The organism is Fibrella musci (genome assembly GCF_041321105.1).
GTDB classification, from domain to species: Bacteria; Bacteroidota; Bacteroidia; order Cytophagales; family Spirosomataceae; genus Fibrella; species Fibrella musci.
This window is the reverse complement of record NZ_JBGGWD010000008.1, coordinates 255263-270968: the sequence shown is the minus strand read 5'-3', so window position 1 is coordinate 270968 and position 15706 is coordinate 255263. Positions and strand designations below refer to the sequence as shown.

Sequence of the window (15706 nt, the reverse complement as noted above, 5' to 3'; positions counted from 1 at the left end):
GTTGGCTGACGCAAACAGAATATGCGTCAGCCAACTTCGAACCTTGGACTTTAGACTTTAAACGCTATTTCTTAACCGCCACTACTTTCGGGGCAAGGAACATGATCATGCGCTTGCCTTCGAGTTTAGGCTCCTGTTCGATCTTGCCGACCTCTTCCAGTCCTTTCGAGAAGCGCTCCAGAATCTGAAGGCCGCGGTCTTTGAAGACGATCGAACGACCCACGAAGTGGACGTAGGCTTTCACCTTGGCGCCTTCTTTCAAGAATTGCAGGGCGTGCTTGAGTTTGAACTCGAAATCGTGGTCGTCGGTGTTAGGGCCGAACCGGATCTCTTTGATCACGACCTTCTGGGCGTTGGCCTTAATCTCTTTCTGCTTCTTCTTCTGTTCGTATTTGAACTTCGAATAGTCGATTACGCGGCAGACCGGCGGGGTGGCGTTGGGCGAAATCTCCACCAAATCCAGACTCTGCGCTTTGGCCATTGTTAAGGCCTGCTGAATGCCGTAAATGCCCTGTTCAACGTTCTCGCCGACAACCCGCACCTCACGAGCCTGGATGCGTTCATTAATTCGGTAGGGTTCTTCCACCACGCGCCGGGGTGGTCTCCGCTGGGGTAATGCCATGTGTTGGGGTTAATGTAAAACTTTCGTTTTCTAAACGCACGAAATATATAAAAGTTTGGCAATGATAAGTTCACCACGGAGATACGGAGTACACAGAGTTACTTTTTGTTCGCTTTAACTCTGTGTACTCTATATCTCCGTGGTAGACCCACTTATACTTTCACCTGTTCCTGAAAGAACGCGGTAAAGTCACTGACGCTCATACTGCCGAGGTCACCCTCGCCTTTGCGCCGCACCGATACTTTGCCTTCGGCCTGCTCCTTCTCGCCCACGATCAGCATGAACGGTACTTTAGCCACTTCCGCATCGCGGATTTTGCGGCCGATTTTCTCGTCGCGCAGATCCACGAAACCACGGATATCAGCCTCCTGAAGAGTCAGGAACAAATCGTTGGCGTAGTCTTCGTATTTTTCTGAAATGGGCAGAATGGCAATCTGATCGGGTGAGAGCCAAAGCGGGAAATTGCCCGCCGTATTCTCAATCAGGATGGCCACGAACCGTTCCATCGACCCAAACGGGGCGCGGTGGATCATCACGGGGCGGTGTTTCTGATTGTCGGCACCGGTATATTCCAGTTCGAAGCGCTCGGGCAGGTTGTAGTCGACCTGAATCGTCCCCAGCTGCCACTTCCGGCCCAGCGCATCGCGCACCATGAAGTCGAGTTTGGGGCCATAAAAGGCGGCCTCCCCTTTCTCCATAACGATGGGCAACCCTTTCTCGTTCGCCGCGTCGATAATCGCCTGTTCGGCCTTGTCCCAGTTTTCGTCCGACCCGATGTACTTGGTTTTGTTGTCGGGGTCGCGCAACGACACCTGCGCGCTGTAGTCGGAGAAGCCCAGCGCCTTGAACACATACAGCACCAGGTCGATCACTTTCTTGAACTCATCGCTTACCTGATCGGGGCGGCAGAAGATGTGGGCGTCGTCCTGCGTAAAACCACGTACCCGCGTCAGGCCGTGCAGCTCACCCGACTGCTCATAACGGTATACCGTCCCGAACTCAGCCAAGCGCAGCGGCAAGTCGCGGTACGAGCGCGGCTTAGTCTTATAGATTTCGCAGTGGTGCGGGCAGTTCATCGGCTTCAGTAGGAACTCCTCACCCACGTCGGGCGTCAGAATAGGCTTGAACGAATCTTCACCATATTTCTCCCAGTGGCCCGAGGTCACGTAAAGTTGCTTGCTACCGATGTGCGGCGTTACCACGGGCGAGTACCCGGCACGTACCTGCGCCCGGCGGAGGAAGTTTTCGAGCCGTTCGCGCACGACGGCACCTTTCGGCAACCAGAGCGGCAACCCCTGCCCCACTTTCTCCGAGAAGGCAAACAGTTCGAGTTCCTTACCCAGCTTGCGGTGGTCGCGCTTTTTGGCTTCCTCCAGCAGAGTCAGGTAATCGTCGAGTTCTTTCTGTTTCGGGAAGGTGATGGCGTAGATGCGCGTCAGCATCTTGTTCTTTTCGTCGCCGCGCCAGTAGGCCCCGGCCACGTTCATCAGCTTGGCCGCTTTGATGAAACCCGTGTTCGGGATGTGCGGACCCCGGCAGAGGTCAGTAAACCCGCCCTGCGTGTAGAACGTGATGCTGCCGTCTTCCAGCCCCTGCAACAGATCGATTTTGTAAGGATCACCTTTCTCGTCGAAATACGCAATGGCATCGGCTTTCGAAACAGCCTTCCGTACGTAGGCGTTCTTCTGCCGGGCCAGCTCGAGCATTTTATCCTCTACCTTCTTAAACTCCTCCTGCGAGAAGTGCCGACCTTCAAAGTCGACATCGTAGTAAAAGCCGTTTTCGATGGGGGGGCCAATGGCGAATTTGATGCCGGGGTAGAGCGCTTCCAGGGCCTCGGCCATCAGGTGAGCCGACGAGTGCCAGAACGTCGATTTACCTTCCACGTCGTTCCAGGTCAGCAACTGCACCGGCACCGCCGAACCATCGGCAGGTACGTCGATGGGCAGGGTGGCATCCTGTACTTTTCCGTTCACTTTGGCGGCCAGCACGTTGCGGGCCAGGCCTTCACTGATGCTCAGGGCTACGTCGAGACTCGACGCCCCGGCGGGGTATTCGCGGATGCTACCATCGGGCAGCGCCACGCTCAGTTGTACATCTTGAGTAGTCATATTTTGAAGAAGTTCAAGGTTCAATGGCCAACGTTCAACGTGGGCTGACGCGTCGGTGATTCGTGAGCAAGACCACATTGAACCTTGGTCATTGAACCTTGAACCTCATGTTAATCAATCGTTCTAATCTTAATCGAGTCGCCCATCGATTGGATACGGGTTCGGGGTTGGATGGGAGCAATCCGGATCCGGTTGGTGTCAAGTATACGCCCGCTGGGCGTTCGGTCGGGTAACAGACCCGTTTCATTGTCAGTATTAGGAATCAGGTAGTCGCCGTAGCCAGCGGCCATCTGTTGCCGGCGCTGCACCCGCCACAAGCCAGCCTGTGCGGCCGGGTCATACGGGTCTTTCTGCAACACAGCTGTATATTGCGCCTGTGCCCGGTCCCACTGGTAGGTCATTTCGAGGCCGTGTGCGACGAAATAATCGATACGCGGGAAGTCGGCTTTCCGCTTTTGCACCTGCTCGTAGTTGGTCAGCGCCGCGCCGTAATTCCGGAACCGCTCAAAGATCAGACCAGCCTGGAAATAAGCCTGCACAAAGTTGGGATCGAGTCGTACGGTTTTCTGATACGACATCAACGCACTGTCGGCCCGGCCCGCCGACTGGTAGATCATACCCCGCTGAAACAGTAGTTCGGCGTTGATCGGGAAGTACTGCATGGCCCGCTCGTTGTACACCAGCGCCGTATTCAGATCCCCCAACGACCGATATACCGCCGTCAGCTGGTTGTAGGTGGGCAGAAAACGCGGTTTCAGTTGCAGCGCTTGCTGGTAATCGGCGAGAGCCCGAACGGTATCGCCTGTTTTGGCCGCCATCAGTCCGTTGTAAAAGTGCGCTTCGCCGTCGTACGGGGCCATTTGCAGGGCCTTCGCTACATAGAGGCGCGCTTTAGGATACTGCGTTTGCTGTTGGAGCACATCACCCATGAGCGTATACAACTCCGGCGACGTAGCGCCTAGAATTTCAGCCCGTTGGGCGTCGTCAAACGCCTTGTCGGGTTTGTTCAGCGCCCGCAACACCTGCGCCCGTACGACGTAGAAAAACCCGGTGTTGTTGTTTCGCGAGATAGCTTCGTTAATATCCTCCAAAGCGTCGGCGATGCGGCCCATCGAGAGCAAAAGCATGGCCCGTTTGGCATAGGCCGTGGCCGACGATGACTGGCTGATGGCCCGGTCGAGCGCGCGGAGTGTGTTCTGCGCCGACGTACTATCGGAAGCCTGGGGAAGGGGTGGGATGCGCGATAGTCGCCGGTCGCCGCTGCTACACGCCGCCAGAAGGCCTACCCCCAAAAGGATCAATATGTATCGCAAAATGTCCCCAAAGCGAAAGCTAGTTCAACGTTCAAGGTCTAATGTCTAAAGTTATGTATCCAGCAGCGAAATAACGTTGAACCTTAGACCTTGAACGTTGAACCTATTTTTTTACAAAGTTACAGAAGAAAACCGAGAGAAAACGCCCAGTGGCAGCCGTTTCTGCCGCGAATCAGTCAGGAATAGCTCGCCCGATTGGTAGTTGGGAAGCCGGTTAGTGGCCGCCGCCCCTTCCGGTACGTTGCCAAAGTGCTGCACCATGAGGTTGTCGAGGATGATGGCTGAGAACCCCAGCGAGTAGAGGTTGATGATGAAGAAAAAATCGCGCCGGTCGAGCAGGGCCGCACAGGTACGTAGCAGGTCGTTGAGCTGTTCTTCCAGTACCCACTTTTCGCCATCGGGGCCGCGTCCGTAAGCGGGCGGGTCCAGAATGAGGCCGTTGTAGGTGTTGCCACGCCGTTCTTCGCGCCGCACGAATTTCACGGCATCTTCGACCACCCAGCGGATGTTGTCGAGGCGGCTCATCTCCATGTTTTCCCGCGACCACGAGATCACCGGCTTCACGGCGTCGACGTGCGTGACATCGGCACCGGCCTGCCGGGCGGCCAGCGACGCCCCGCCCGTATAAGCGAAGAGGTTCAGTACGCGGGGCCGCTCGACGGGCATCGCTTTTACCGTATCGTGGATGTACGTCCAGTTCACGGCCTGTTCGGGAAAAATACCGACGTGTTTGAACGCCGTGAGTGCCAGCTTAAAGGTCAGGTCCAGTTCCTGCTGTCGGAAATTGACCGTCCATGGGTCCTGAATGGGCTTGAGTCGTTGCCAGTCGCCGCGCTCAGGCGACTGCCGGTCGCGCCGGAACGTGGCGTGGGCCAGCCGTTCCCACTCCCCTTCCGAGAGCGAGCAGTCCCAGATCGCCTGTGGTTCGGGCCGGGCCAGTATATACTGACCAAACCGTTCCAGTTTCATAAAATCGCCCGAGTCGATCAGTTCGTAATCGGCCCAGGCCGATGGTGTGAGGAGCGTCATAAGGTGAATGTACAATGAACAATGTACGATGCACAATGAGTCTGCTCAGGTAGCAGGAGGTTCATCAACAGCGCTTAATTGTGCATCGTACATTGTTCATTGTACATTCTTCTTTACTAAAAGCACCACATTCTCCACATGGTGCGTGTGGGGGAACATGTCGACGGGCTGCACGGCTTCGACGCGGTAGGCTTCATCGAGCCAGGCCAGGTCGCGGGCCTGCGTGGCCGTGTTGCAGCTGATGTAGACAATCTTCTGTGGGGCCGCTTTGATCAGTTGTCGAACCACGGCCTCGTCCATACCCGCGCGCGGCGGGTCGGTGATAACCACATCGGGGTGACCATGCTGAGCGAAGAACTCCTCCGTCAACAGGTTTTTCATGTCGCCCGCGTGGAATGAGGCGTTACTGATTCCGTTGACCTCAGCGTTCACCCCAGCATCGGCGACCGCAGCTTCTACGTACTCGATCCCGACAACGTACCTGGCCTGCCGAGCCACAAACAGGGCGATGGTGCCGGTGCCCGTGTAGAGGTCGTAAACCAGCTCGTTGCCCGTTAGCCCGGCCATGTCGCGGGCTACGCTGTAGAGCGCAAACGCCTGCTTGGCATTGGTCTGGTAAAACGATTTGGCATTGACCCGAAACGTCAGCAACTGATTTTCTCCGGACGTACCTGCATCGAACGTACCTGAGCCCGACGTACCCACACCGGCATCCATCGTTTCTTCGATGTAGGGCGTACCGGCGTAGTTGATTACTTCCTGATCGCCGTAGTTGTCGTTCTTCTTCGTATTGATGATGTAGTTCAACGACGTAATCTGCGGGAAGCGGTCGAGCAGGTGGTCGAGCAGCGCGGCGAGCGTTTGCGGATGGTCCTGCGCCACCTGTAGCGTCACCATCACCTGCCCGGTGGTATCGGCCGTGCGGATGATGAGCGTGCGGAGGTAGCCCTCATGCGTTTTGAGGTTATAGGCCGCCAGGTTATTGGCAAACAGATAATCGGATACGGCCAGCCGGATATCGTTGGACGGATCGGGCTGGAGGTAGCAATGCCGGATGGGCAGTACCTTGTCGAAGCGACCGGGTACGTGGAATCCCACGGCGCGCGGATCCATGCGTTCGGTGGTCTGGACTTCGGCCTGCGTGAGCCAACGCCCGTCGGCAATGGTGAATTCCAACTTATTGCGGTAATACTGGGTCGGTTCAGCGGCAAGAATCGGCTGAATGGACGCGGGACCGCCGCTGGGCAACGGAACCTTGGCAATACGCGTAAGGTGATCAACGACCTGCTGCTGTTTGAACCGCAGTTGCTCCCCATACTGGATATGTTGCCATTTGCAGCCACCGCATGTGCCGAAGTGTTCGCAAAACGGCTGGGTACGTACCGGCGAGGGCGTCACCACCCGTTCGACGAGGGCTTCGCGGTACTGTTTTTTCTGATTGAAAACCCGGATGTCGACCACATCGCCGGGTGCAGGCATCGGATGGCCCGGTCGGCCTTCCACAAAAATGACCCCGTCGTCGGTACGGATCAGGCACTTGCCTTCCGCTGCTACGTCGGTTATGGTCAACCCCGCGAGGAGTTGGGGTTGTTTATGGTGTTTTTTACGCATTTACCTGAGTTTGATGTTTGTCGTTTACCGTTTGACGTTGCTATTCCGGCAAAGCAAGGCCAACGTTAAACGTCGAACGACAAACATCAAACGTCTATATTAAACTGCTAAATTAAGCAGCCTTTTCGGCAAGGGCTGTACCCAACCCAACTTGTATGCCTCAACTTTACATGAAAGCGCTTCGTCGGCTTCTGTTTTTCAGCGTAGTAAGCCTATTACCCCTCGTTGGTTTTGCCACGCACATTGTCGGCGGCGAAATTGAACTGCTCTACCTCGGCCCCAACAGTGCTTACTCGCACCGGCTCAACCTGAATCTGTATTTCGATCAGAACAACGGCAACCCCGGTGCCGAAGATGCCGTGATGACACTGGGCATTTTTCGCAAACGTGACAACGCCTTACTAGCCAGCATCGACCTGCCCCGCCTGGGTTCATCGCAGGTAGCCTATTCCATTCCCAGTTGCGCCACGGCCATCCAGAGCACCCGCCTCATCCGGTACGGCATCGACGTGACGCTGCGCCCTGAGTCCTTCAACGACCCCGGTGGCTACTATGTAAGCTGGGAACGCTGCTGCCGCAACGGAACCATCAATAACCTCATTACCCCCGGCGACGCGGGTTCGGTGTTTTACCTGGAGTTCCCGGCGGTACTGCAAAACAACCAGACCTTTGCCAACTCCTCGCCCGTTTTCAACACAGTTAAAGGCGACTACATCTGCCTGAACCGACCGTTTACGTTTGATTTCGGCGCCCGCGATGCCGATGGTGATAGTCTGGTGTATACGATGGTAACACCCTATAACGGCTACAGCACGGCCGCCGTACCCTACCCCGCTCGCCCCACCAGTCCCGATCTGACCGGAGTGTTCAGGGCCGCGCCCTATCCCCTTGTGCGCTGGGCCAATGGTTATTCCGAAACGAACGCCATACCGGGCATCAGTCCCCTGAAAGTAGACGCCAAAACCGGCCTGTTGAGCGTAACGGCCGATCGGGTTGGTCTTTTTGTGTTTTCGGTGGAAGTGGTCGAATACCGCAAAGGCGTGGCTATTGGCCGGGTACGTCGCGACTTCCAGCTACGCGTGATTGACTGCCCCCGCAACGATGCGCCCGTGCTGCTGATGAAAGCGCCGGGCAGTAAGGAATATTACAAAGCCGGTACGGTCATTCAACTGAAAGATACCGATCAGGCCTGCCTGAACCTGTTCCTGACCGACCCCAACGCCAACCAGCGGATCAGTGTCACCAACGGGAGCGGCGCCTTGTCGGGCCTGGCGATTACGCCGGGCGTGGTTAGTTCGGGCAATGGACGAGACACCACCTCGACGCAGTTCTGTTTCGATGCCTGCGCGCTGTATAATAATGGCAACCCCGTGACGCTGCGCATTCAGGCCACCGACGACGGCTGTCCGCAGGGCATTACCACCAACCTCGACGTGCTTGTGCAGGTGATGTCTACGCCCGGCGTGAAGCCCGTAGCCAGCACCGATCTGCGCGGTAGCCAGACAACGATTTCGGTGGGTTCGTCGCTCACGTTCAATGCGTTTGGCAAAGATCCGCAAAATGGCACTGTATCGATTCAGGCTGTTGGTCGGGGGTTTGCGCTGGGCAGTGCGGGCATGACCTTCGCCCCTACCTCGGGTACCGGTACCGTGCAGCAGCCGTTCCGCTGGAATCCAACCTGTTCGCAGGCCTCGCAGTCAGAATACGTGGTCGATTTTATTGCTACCAAACGAGCCTGTAACGTCGAACGGCGCGACACCACCACCGTGAGGCTCACCGCGCAGGGACCAGCCAGCCAGCCGCCGACGATACGGACCTCGCTGCCCGGCCGGGTGGTGGAGCTAACCGTTGTACCGAACGATACGGCGTCGGGCGCGGTTCGGTTTACCGTCTTTGGCAATGATCCCGACAAAGCCGACAGCCTACGGCTGACGGGCGCGGGCCGGGGGTTCAGTCTGACGCAGGCGGGCATGGCCTTTACCAACAAAAATGGCCGTCCTGAACTGCAATCGCCGTTTTCGTGGCAGGCCACTTGCGCTGTCTTGCAGGGTCGGCGCGAAGCCACTTTCACGCTCGATTTTGCCAATACTGACGGCAGTTGCCAGGCCAAAAACACCGATACGACCAGTGTAGTGCTCAAGTTGAAAACGCCCGAAGTCAACTACGGCGACCTGAAAGTGCCCAATACGTTTACGCCCAACAACGACGGGAAAAACGATTATTTCGGGCTGATGAACGTACCTATCGAAAACTGCTACGAGAAGTTTGAGCGGGTCGAGGTCTACAACCGATGGGGCGTTCAGGTATTCACCTCTACCGACAAGGGTTTCCGCTGGTACGGCCCAGACTTCCCCGTTGGGCTCTACTACTATACCGTCGTATTCGGCCGACAGACGGTAAAAGGCACGTTGATGCTGGTCAAGTAGTCGTCTACCGGCGGTTGCCAGTACCTTCGAGGCTACGCCACTGAGTAGGTAAGCGGCATTCCTGACGCGGTCTGGCCTATGACTTCCGGCAATCAGCCCTACCTTTGGGCCTCGTACAAACCACGTAATCACATGGCACAGGCACAAGCTGGCGACACCGTTCAGGTTCACTACACAGGTACGTTGACCGACGGCACCTTATTCGATTCGTCGCAGGGACGTAGCCCATTAGAATTTACGCTCGGCAGCGGGCAGGTCATCAAAGGATTCGATGATGGCATCACGGGCATGGCTGTCGGTGATCACAAAACCATCCATATTCCCGTCGAAGAGGCCTACGGCCCGGCGCACGAAGAGATGGTCTTCACGCTCGACCGCTCCGATATCCCCGACGACATTCCCCTCGAAGTGGGCATGACGCTCAACATGCACGAAGACGGTAACCCCCAACCCGTGCCCGTGATCGTCCGCGCCCTGAGCGACGATTCGGTCGTGCTCGACGCCAACCACCCCCTTGCCGGGCAGGACCTAACGTTTGAGATCGAACTGGTTGGCATTAAGTAAGTCAATAAGAACTAAGTGCGGAGTCTGGAAAGTCGGTTTGGTGAACGCGAAAGCAACACGTACCTAACTTTCCGGGCTCCGCACTCATTTCTTCCAGACTTTCCAGACCTTCCGGTTGTTGTATCGGGTATGGATACGACACCGTTCAACGTGGGGTACGCCTGCATCAACCTGACGTTGCAGGTCAACGAACACATCACCACTACCCGGGGAATGATCAAAAAAACATTCGCCGAGAAAGGGCTGCAATACGCGTCGCAGTTGGCCCTGCAAAACGTACAGGATTTACTAAAAGTAGTCGACTGGAATCTTCAGCACGGGTTTCAGCTCTTCCGCATTTCATCCGACATCTTTCCCTGGGCGTCGGAATACCGCATCGATCAACTGCCTGACTTCTTTGAAATTCGGGCTGTACTGGAAGACATCGGTGCGCGGCCTATCCGGCTCACCTGCCACCCGGGGCCATTCAATCACCTAGCCGGGCAGGGCAAAGTGCTCGAGAACACCGTCACCGATTTGGAATACCAGTCGTCGGTGTTCGACCTGATGGGCCTGACGCCGTCGCATTGGAACAAGATCAACATTCACGCCGGCGGCACCTACGGCGACAAGACCGGTACGTTGGCCCGGTTTGCCCAAAACTTTCGCGAGCGGCTGTCGGAAAACCTCCGCGCCCGACTCACCGTCGAGAACGACGACCGGCTCAATCTGTATACGGTTCAGGACCTGACGTACCTGCACGAGCAGATTGGCACGCCCATCGTGTTCGATTACTTCCACCACAGCCTGAACCCCGGTGACCAAACGCAGGAAGAAGCCTTTCTGACGGCCTACCACACTTGGGATGTGCGCCCCGTTTTCCACTATTCCGATTCGCGGCGCGACTACGAAGACCCCAAAGCCCGTCGCGAAGCCCACGCCGACTGGCTTTATAACCCCGTCAATACATACGGCAAAGAGGTCGATATTGTCTTTGAATCGAAGATGAAGGAGCTATCGATCCTGCGAATCCGAGGCGACGTACCTGACTACTCACTCAAACTACAGAAGCTCATCCAGCAAACCGCCGCCACCGCCGACGAGTAGCGATTTACTCCTCGGCTTTGGCCCGGATGTAATCGGTGACTGCTTCGTTAAGTTCGTCGGCATAGGGGTGGCCGCTCCGATAAATCAACCCGCAGTACGTATACGCATTGTCGGTATAAGCATGCTTTTGATAGCCGTTGCCAAACTCCGCAAACCAGCGGTCGAACAGCAAACTACGCTGCCGTTGCCGCCCATCCATCATATCACAGACGTAAACTAGGATCAAGTCGGGAGCACGCTCGAAGCATAACGTGATCCCACGCACAATGGTCGTGTGCAATTGTTGATCAGTTCTGGGGGCTACCCTACTTTGTGGGTTATTCAGCGGACGGAAACCCACCATCTTGACTAGATGGGCAAAAGAAACATCAGGTAAGTAACCTGCGCCGTCTGTCAGATAAATTTGGTACTGTATCCCAAACTTTGTAGTAAAATAGATGTCCTCACCGTCAACGGTGATCGGGTAACTCGTTGATTTTAACAATCTTGACACCAGTAAAATTTTTCAGCGTACCGTGTTCGTCCAGGTGCTTGTTGATGGCTTCCTTATCGGCTTTCATACGTTGAATCATTTTCCCGAAGTCATTGACTACTTTCTCCTTCGTTTCCATACTGACAGTTGCTACTAGTATCGTTACTCACAAATATACAACGTTCTGACTACCAGCAAAGTTTTCGGGTGTCGTCACGGCCCTACACGTTGAACCAGTACGACAGCTTGATGACGAGCGCGCGGTTTTTGCTGGTCAGCGAGCCGGGAAAGTAGTTCTCCTGATATACCACAAACAGATCTGAGACGGGCGCATAACGCCATTGCAGGCGCGTGTTAAGCAGCGTGTTGGCCGTCTGGTTATTGACCTGCACGGTGGTAGTCCAGAATAGTTTACGCGTGAAGGTGAGGTCGAGGCGGGGGCCAACGAGCAGGTACGTTGCCGATTTGTAGGGCTCGGGCAGGCGAATGGCATTAAACTCGCTATACACGCTCAGTGACCCGTAGGGCTGAAATCGATACTGTACCTGCGCCGTCAGGCTGGTGTTTTTGCCGTTGAAGTAGCCACCGCTCCACCCTTCCAGGCTCACGTTGACGAGCTTACGCCGATCGGAGTTATAAAAGCCAAACAGCCCCCGGATGTTGTAGCCGGTATTCTCGGCGAGTTCGCGGCCGTCGGAGTTGGTCGGGTCGTAAGGGAAGAACAGGTACGTATAGTGGTTGTAGTACCCCAGCCCCCCTTCGGCGGTGCTGCGAAACTGCACGTTATAGCCAATATTCCATTCACGGTCGGTCAGGCGCGCCGTGCCGGATGGGGTTAGCGTGCGGATCAGCATTAGGTCGGTAAAGGGTCCGTGTGACACCACAGCCCGGCTGCCTTTGGTGTAGAACGTACCCGATAGCTCGGGGGTGAAGCGCCAGTAGCCCCGCCGGTTTACAAAGCCAATGTCATTGATCTTGTACTGACTGCCCACATACTCCTGCGTCCAGGTGGCGGTGAGGTTACGGCTCGTATAAACGAGATTCAGGCCGTGCGTGTAGGCATCCTTGTCGATGTTTACGCCGTTGCGGCGTTCGCCCGGCTGATCGGCCCGGAAAGCACGGGTGTAAAATAGCTTGCCACTCCAGCGGTTGTCGGCCGTTTGCAGGTTGTATTCCAGGCCACCCAGTCGCGTATAGCGCAGGCTGTCGGGTACGTTGCTGCGCGAATCGCCCAAGCCCTGCCGATTTACGAAGATGCCCGAAATGTTCGATCGCCCGAAGATCTGCCGCTGCACCACAGCCATCGTATAGTTCTGGCCCGCGATGCCGCGTTCAGGCTGGTTGGCCGTTTGGGTATTGAGCAGCCCCACGCGCCAGTCTTTGCCCACTTTACCGCTCAGCCGGGCGCCGTAGAGCAACGGGTTCTGCACAATCACGCCCGTGGTGGTATCGTAGCTGATACCGATGCGTCGACTGAAAAAGGGGCGGTTCTGCTCAAAACCGAAATTGGCAAAGAGGTCCTGATTTTCGATGAAAAACTGCCGCCGTTCGGGGTAGAAGATTTCGAATCGGCTGAGGTTGGTTACCTGCTGATCGGCCTCCACGTTGGAGAAATCGGGGTTCACGGTCAGATCGAGGTTCAGCGAAGGCGTCAAACCGAATTTAGCGTCGAAGCCAATTCCGCCCGCAAACGTGCGCGCCCCCGTGCTGCCATCGGTGGCCCCGCGCAACTCGCCCAGGTTGTCGCTGTAGCGGGCCGCCACATACGGAATGAGCGAAATGTTAGGGCCGGGGTCGGGTAGTGGCGTTTCGAACCGGACCGTATCGGCAAAGGCAAGCGCCGAGATCCGGTAGGCCACGGGTACGCGCCGCCACGAGATCCGCTGGTTATTCTTCAGGTCGTGCCGGGCGAAGTTCATCAGGAACCACGACGTGCCTTTGCGGTAGCGAAAGCTTTTAAACGGAATCACCAGTTCGGCCTGATACCGGTCGTTGAAGACGCGCACCGCCGACCGCCACTTGTTGTCCCATTCCGCCGCCACGCGTTCGCCGTTGAAGATCTGTCCCTCGCGCTCAACGCCATAGGGCGTTACGTTGAAGGTGAAGCCGTTGATCCGGTCGCCAAACGGGTCGAGGTACACCGTGAAATTATCGTTCTGGTCCCACTCAAAATCGCGTTTCAATGAACTGGCCGTGTAGCGCCGTTCGGGGTTTTTGTCGTAACAGATCACCGCCACGTACAAGTGCTGGGCGTCGTAGGTCAGGCGTACCTCGGTGTGGTTGTAGGCCCGCGCCGTGTCGTTCGGAAAGTTCTGGATAAAGTTCGATGCCACCCTAGCCGTTTGCCAGGTACGTTCCGTCAGAAGGCCGTCGAGTTGAATTAGTGTGTCGGCAGGCGACACATGCAGGGTTTGGGCGCAGAGGGTGAGGCCACTCAGCCAAAAGCCTAGTAATGCCAGTAAACGTTGAATCATGGGGCAAAAATAGCGACCCCGCTCACGTGGCACCTGCCGGTAAGGATGAGCGGTTAGACCGGGCAATTATCGGGCGCCCTTTCCCAATGGCCGAAACAGGGGCCACCCCAACTTTTTTGACTATTTTTGTGGTTTATCAGACAGACACAACCCCCGTTCTTTCAGCGTGAAACATATTCGGAATTTCTGCATTATCGCCCACATCGACCACGGTAAAAGCACCTTAGCTGACCGGCTGCTGGAGTTTACCAAGACCGTCGGTGCCCGCGATATGCAGGCCCAATTACTCGACGATATGGACCTGGAGCGTGAGCGTGGCATCACCATCAAGAGCCACGCCATCCAGATGGATTACTTTCATAACGGCGAGAAGTATACCCTCAACCTCATCGATACGCCGGGCCACGTCGATTTCAGCTACGAAGTGTCGCGGTCGATTGCGGCCTGCGAAGGCGCGTTGCTGCTGGTCGATGCCTCGCAGGGTACCGAAGCCCAGACGATCTCGAACCTGTACCTGGCGATGAATAACAATTTGGTTATCATCCCGGTCCTGAACAAGATTGACCTGCCCGGTGCCATGCCCGAGGAGATCAAAGACGAGATGGTGGACCTGCTCGGCTGTGAGCGCGACGAGATTATCCCCGCCTCGGGCAAAGAGGGCATCGGCGTTCCGGAGATTCTGGCGGCGATTGTGGAGCGGATTCCGCCCCCGAAAGGTGATCCCGCAGCCCCCCTGCAAGCCCTTATTTTCGATTCGCAGTTCAACTCCTACCGGGGTATCGAGGTTATCTTCCGGGTCAAAAATGGCTCGATCCGAAAAGGGCAGAAGGTAAAGTTCATGAACACCGGCAAGGAATATTTTGCCGATGAGATTGGCACTCTCCGCCTGTCGCAGGAACCCAAAGACACCATCGAGTGCGGCGACGTGGGATACCTCATTTCGGGTATCAAAGTGGCGAAAGAAGTAAAGGTGGGTGATACCATCACGAGCTTCGAGACGCCCGCCAAAGACGCGATTCAGGGATTCTCGGAAGTGAAACCGATGGTCTTTGCGGGTATTTATCCGGTCGACACGAGCGAGTTTGAAGAACTGCGCGAGGCGATGGAGAAACTACAACTCAACGACGCCGCCCTGGTGTGGGAGCCCGAAACATCGGCCGCTCTGGGTTTTGGTTTTCGCTGCGGCTTCCTGGGCATGCTCCACATGGAGATTGTGCAGGAGCGCCTCGAACGCGAATTCGACATGACCGTGATCACGACGGTGCCCTCGGTACGGTTTGAAGTGATGAGCACCAAAGGCGAGTTACGTCAGGTATCGGCCCCCGCCGATATGCCCGAGCCAAACCTTATCGACTACATTGAGGAGCCCTTCATCAAGGCGCAGATCATCACGAAAGCCGAATACGTGGGTGGTATTATGGGCCTCTGCATGGACAAGCGGAGCATCCTGAAAAATCAGGTGTACCTCACCGCCGACCGCGTAGAATTGCAATTCGAGATGCCGCTGGCCGAGGTAGTCTTCGATTTCTTCGATAAGCTCAAAACCATTTCGCGTGGCTACGCCTCGCTTGACTACGAGTTTATGGACAACCGCGAGTCAGACATGGTCAAGCTCGACGTGATGCTCAACGGCGACAAAGTAGACGCCCTGTCGGCCATCGTTCACCGGAGCAAGTCATATGAGTGGGGTAAGAAGTTATGCGAAAAGCTCCGCGAGCTGATTCCTCGCCAACAGTTTGAAATCGCCATTCAGGCCGCCATCGGCCAGAAAATCATTGCCCGCGAAACCCTCAGCGCCCTGCGTAAAGACGTACTGGCGAAGTGTTACGGCGGTGATATTTCGCGGAAACGGAAACTGCTCGATAAGCAGAAGAAAGGTAAGAAACGGATGCGTCAGGTTGGCAACGTCGAGATTCCACAGGAAGCCTTCATGGCCGTATTGAAGATTAACTAGCCCTTCTTTTTCCCGGTTTGAAAAGCCCCGTCAACTTTGTTGGT

At 56.1% G+C, this 15706-nt stretch carries 12 protein-coding genes; 4 read left to right on the top strand and 8 right to left on the bottom strand.

Annotated elements, in window-relative coordinates; genetic code table 11:
- Positions 1–64: 64 nt before the first annotated feature.
- From infC to rlmD, 5 genes are all read right to left on the bottom strand, one after another.
- A complete protein-coding gene (gene infC / locus ACAW74_RS25525) occupies positions 65–622 on the bottom strand; it encodes a translation initiation factor IF-3 (RefSeq protein WP_015333360.1) in 558 nt (185 codons plus the stop codon).
- 152 nt (positions 623–774) lie between these two features.
- Positions 775–2733, bottom strand: a complete 1959-nt coding sequence (thrS, locus tag ACAW74_RS25520) for a threonine--tRNA ligase (protein ID WP_370701096.1) — start codon at positions 2731–2733, stop codon at positions 775–777.
- A gap of 110 nt (positions 2734–2843) precedes the next feature.
- Positions 2844–4025, bottom strand: a complete 1182-nt coding sequence (locus ACAW74_RS25515) for a tetratricopeptide repeat protein (RefSeq protein ID WP_370701095.1) — start codon at positions 4023–4025, stop codon at positions 2844–2846.
- A gap of 132 nt (positions 4026–4157) precedes the next feature.
- Complete coding sequence (locus ACAW74_RS25510; protein WP_370701094.1) at positions 4158–5075, bottom strand: class I SAM-dependent methyltransferase; 918 nt, start codon at positions 5073–5075, stop codon at positions 4158–4160.
- Between the two features lie 96 nt (positions 5076–5171).
- Positions 5172–6686 carry a 23S rRNA (uracil(1939)-C(5))-methyltransferase RlmD gene (gene rlmD / locus ACAW74_RS25505; RefSeq protein WP_370701093.1) on the bottom strand — a complete coding sequence of 505 codons (1515 nt, stop codon included), beginning with the start codon at positions 6684–6686 and terminating at the stop codon, positions 5172–5174.
- Between the two features lie 155 nt (positions 6687–6841).
- On the opposite strand from rlmD, the gene ACAW74_RS25500 reads away from it, so the two are divergent.
- From ACAW74_RS25500 to uvsE, 3 genes are all read left to right on the top strand, one after another.
- Positions 6842–9112: a T9SS type B sorting domain-containing protein gene (locus ACAW74_RS25500; RefSeq protein WP_370701092.1), complete on the top strand. Its 2271-nt coding sequence runs from the start codon at positions 6842–6844 to the stop codon at positions 9110–9112.
- A 132-nt stretch (positions 9113–9244) separates the two neighbouring features.
- Entirely contained in the window at positions 9245–9676 is a 432-nt protein-coding gene (locus ACAW74_RS25495) for an FKBP-type peptidyl-prolyl cis-trans isomerase (RefSeq protein WP_370701091.1), read from the top strand.
- Between the two features lie 129 nt (positions 9677–9805).
- Positions 9806–10762, top strand: coding sequence for a UV DNA damage repair endonuclease UvsE (gene uvsE / locus ACAW74_RS25490; RefSeq protein WP_370701090.1), 957 nt, complete (start codon positions 9806–9808; stop codon positions 10760–10762).
- 4 nt (positions 10763–10766) lie between these two features.
- Here the strand turns inward: uvsE and ACAW74_RS25485 are convergent, their stop codons facing one another.
- From ACAW74_RS25485 to ACAW74_RS25475, 3 genes are all read right to left on the bottom strand, one after another.
- Positions 10767–11042, bottom strand: coding sequence for a DUF6169 family protein (locus tag ACAW74_RS25485; RefSeq protein ID WP_370701089.1), 276 nt, complete (start codon positions 11040–11042; stop codon positions 10767–10769).
- A 169-nt stretch (positions 11043–11211) separates the two neighbouring features.
- Positions 11212–11373: a hypothetical protein gene (locus ACAW74_RS25480; RefSeq protein WP_370701088.1), complete on the bottom strand. Its 162-nt coding sequence runs from the start codon at positions 11371–11373 to the stop codon at positions 11212–11214.
- Between the two features lie 82 nt (positions 11374–11455).
- The gene (locus tag ACAW74_RS25475; RefSeq protein ID WP_370701087.1) at positions 11456–13708 is read right to left on the bottom strand and encodes a DUF5916 domain-containing protein; all 2253 of its coding nucleotides are present in this window, start codon (positions 13706–13708) and stop codon (positions 11456–11458) included.
- A 166-nt stretch (positions 13709–13874) separates the two neighbouring features.
- Between ACAW74_RS25475 and lepA the strand changes: the two genes are divergently transcribed.
- On the top strand, positions 13875–15662 hold the full coding sequence (gene lepA, locus ACAW74_RS25470; RefSeq protein ID WP_370701086.1) for a translation elongation factor 4: 1788 nt from the start codon (positions 13875–13877) through the stop codon (positions 15660–15662).
- Positions 15663–15706 lie beyond the last annotated feature (44 nt).

Excerpts from the sequence above, each read along its gene's own strand:
- infC (WP_015333360.1), bottom strand. The coding sequence starts at position 622 with ATGGCATTACCCCAGCGGAGACCACCCCGGCGCGTGGTGGAAGAACCC.
- thrS (WP_370701096.1), bottom strand. The coding sequence starts at position 2,733 with ATGACTACTCAAGATGTACAACTGAGCGTGGCGCTGCCCGATGGTAGC.
- ACAW74_RS25510 (WP_370701094.1), bottom strand. The coding sequence starts at position 5,075 with ATGACGCTCCTCACACCATCGGCCTGGGCCGATTACGAACTGATCGAC.
- rlmD (WP_370701093.1), bottom strand. The coding sequence starts at position 6,686 with ATGCGTAAAAAACACCATAAACAACCCCAACTCCTCGCGGGGTTGACC.
- ACAW74_RS25500 (WP_370701092.1), top strand. The coding sequence starts at position 6,842 with ATGCCTCAACTTTACATGAAAGCGCTTCGTCGGCTTCTGTTTTTCAGC.
- ACAW74_RS25495 (WP_370701091.1), top strand. The coding sequence starts at position 9,245 with ATGGCACAGGCACAAGCTGGCGACACCGTTCAGGTTCACTACACAGGT.
- uvsE (WP_370701090.1), top strand. The coding sequence starts at position 9,806 with ATGGATACGACACCGTTCAACGTGGGGTACGCCTGCATCAACCTGACG.
- ACAW74_RS25480 (WP_370701088.1), bottom strand. The coding sequence starts at position 11,373 with ATGGAAACGAAGGAGAAAGTAGTCAATGACTTCGGGAAAATGATTCAA.
- ACAW74_RS25475 (WP_370701087.1), bottom strand. The coding sequence starts at position 13,708 with ATGATTCAACGTTTACTGGCATTACTAGGCTTTTGGCTGAGTGGCCTC.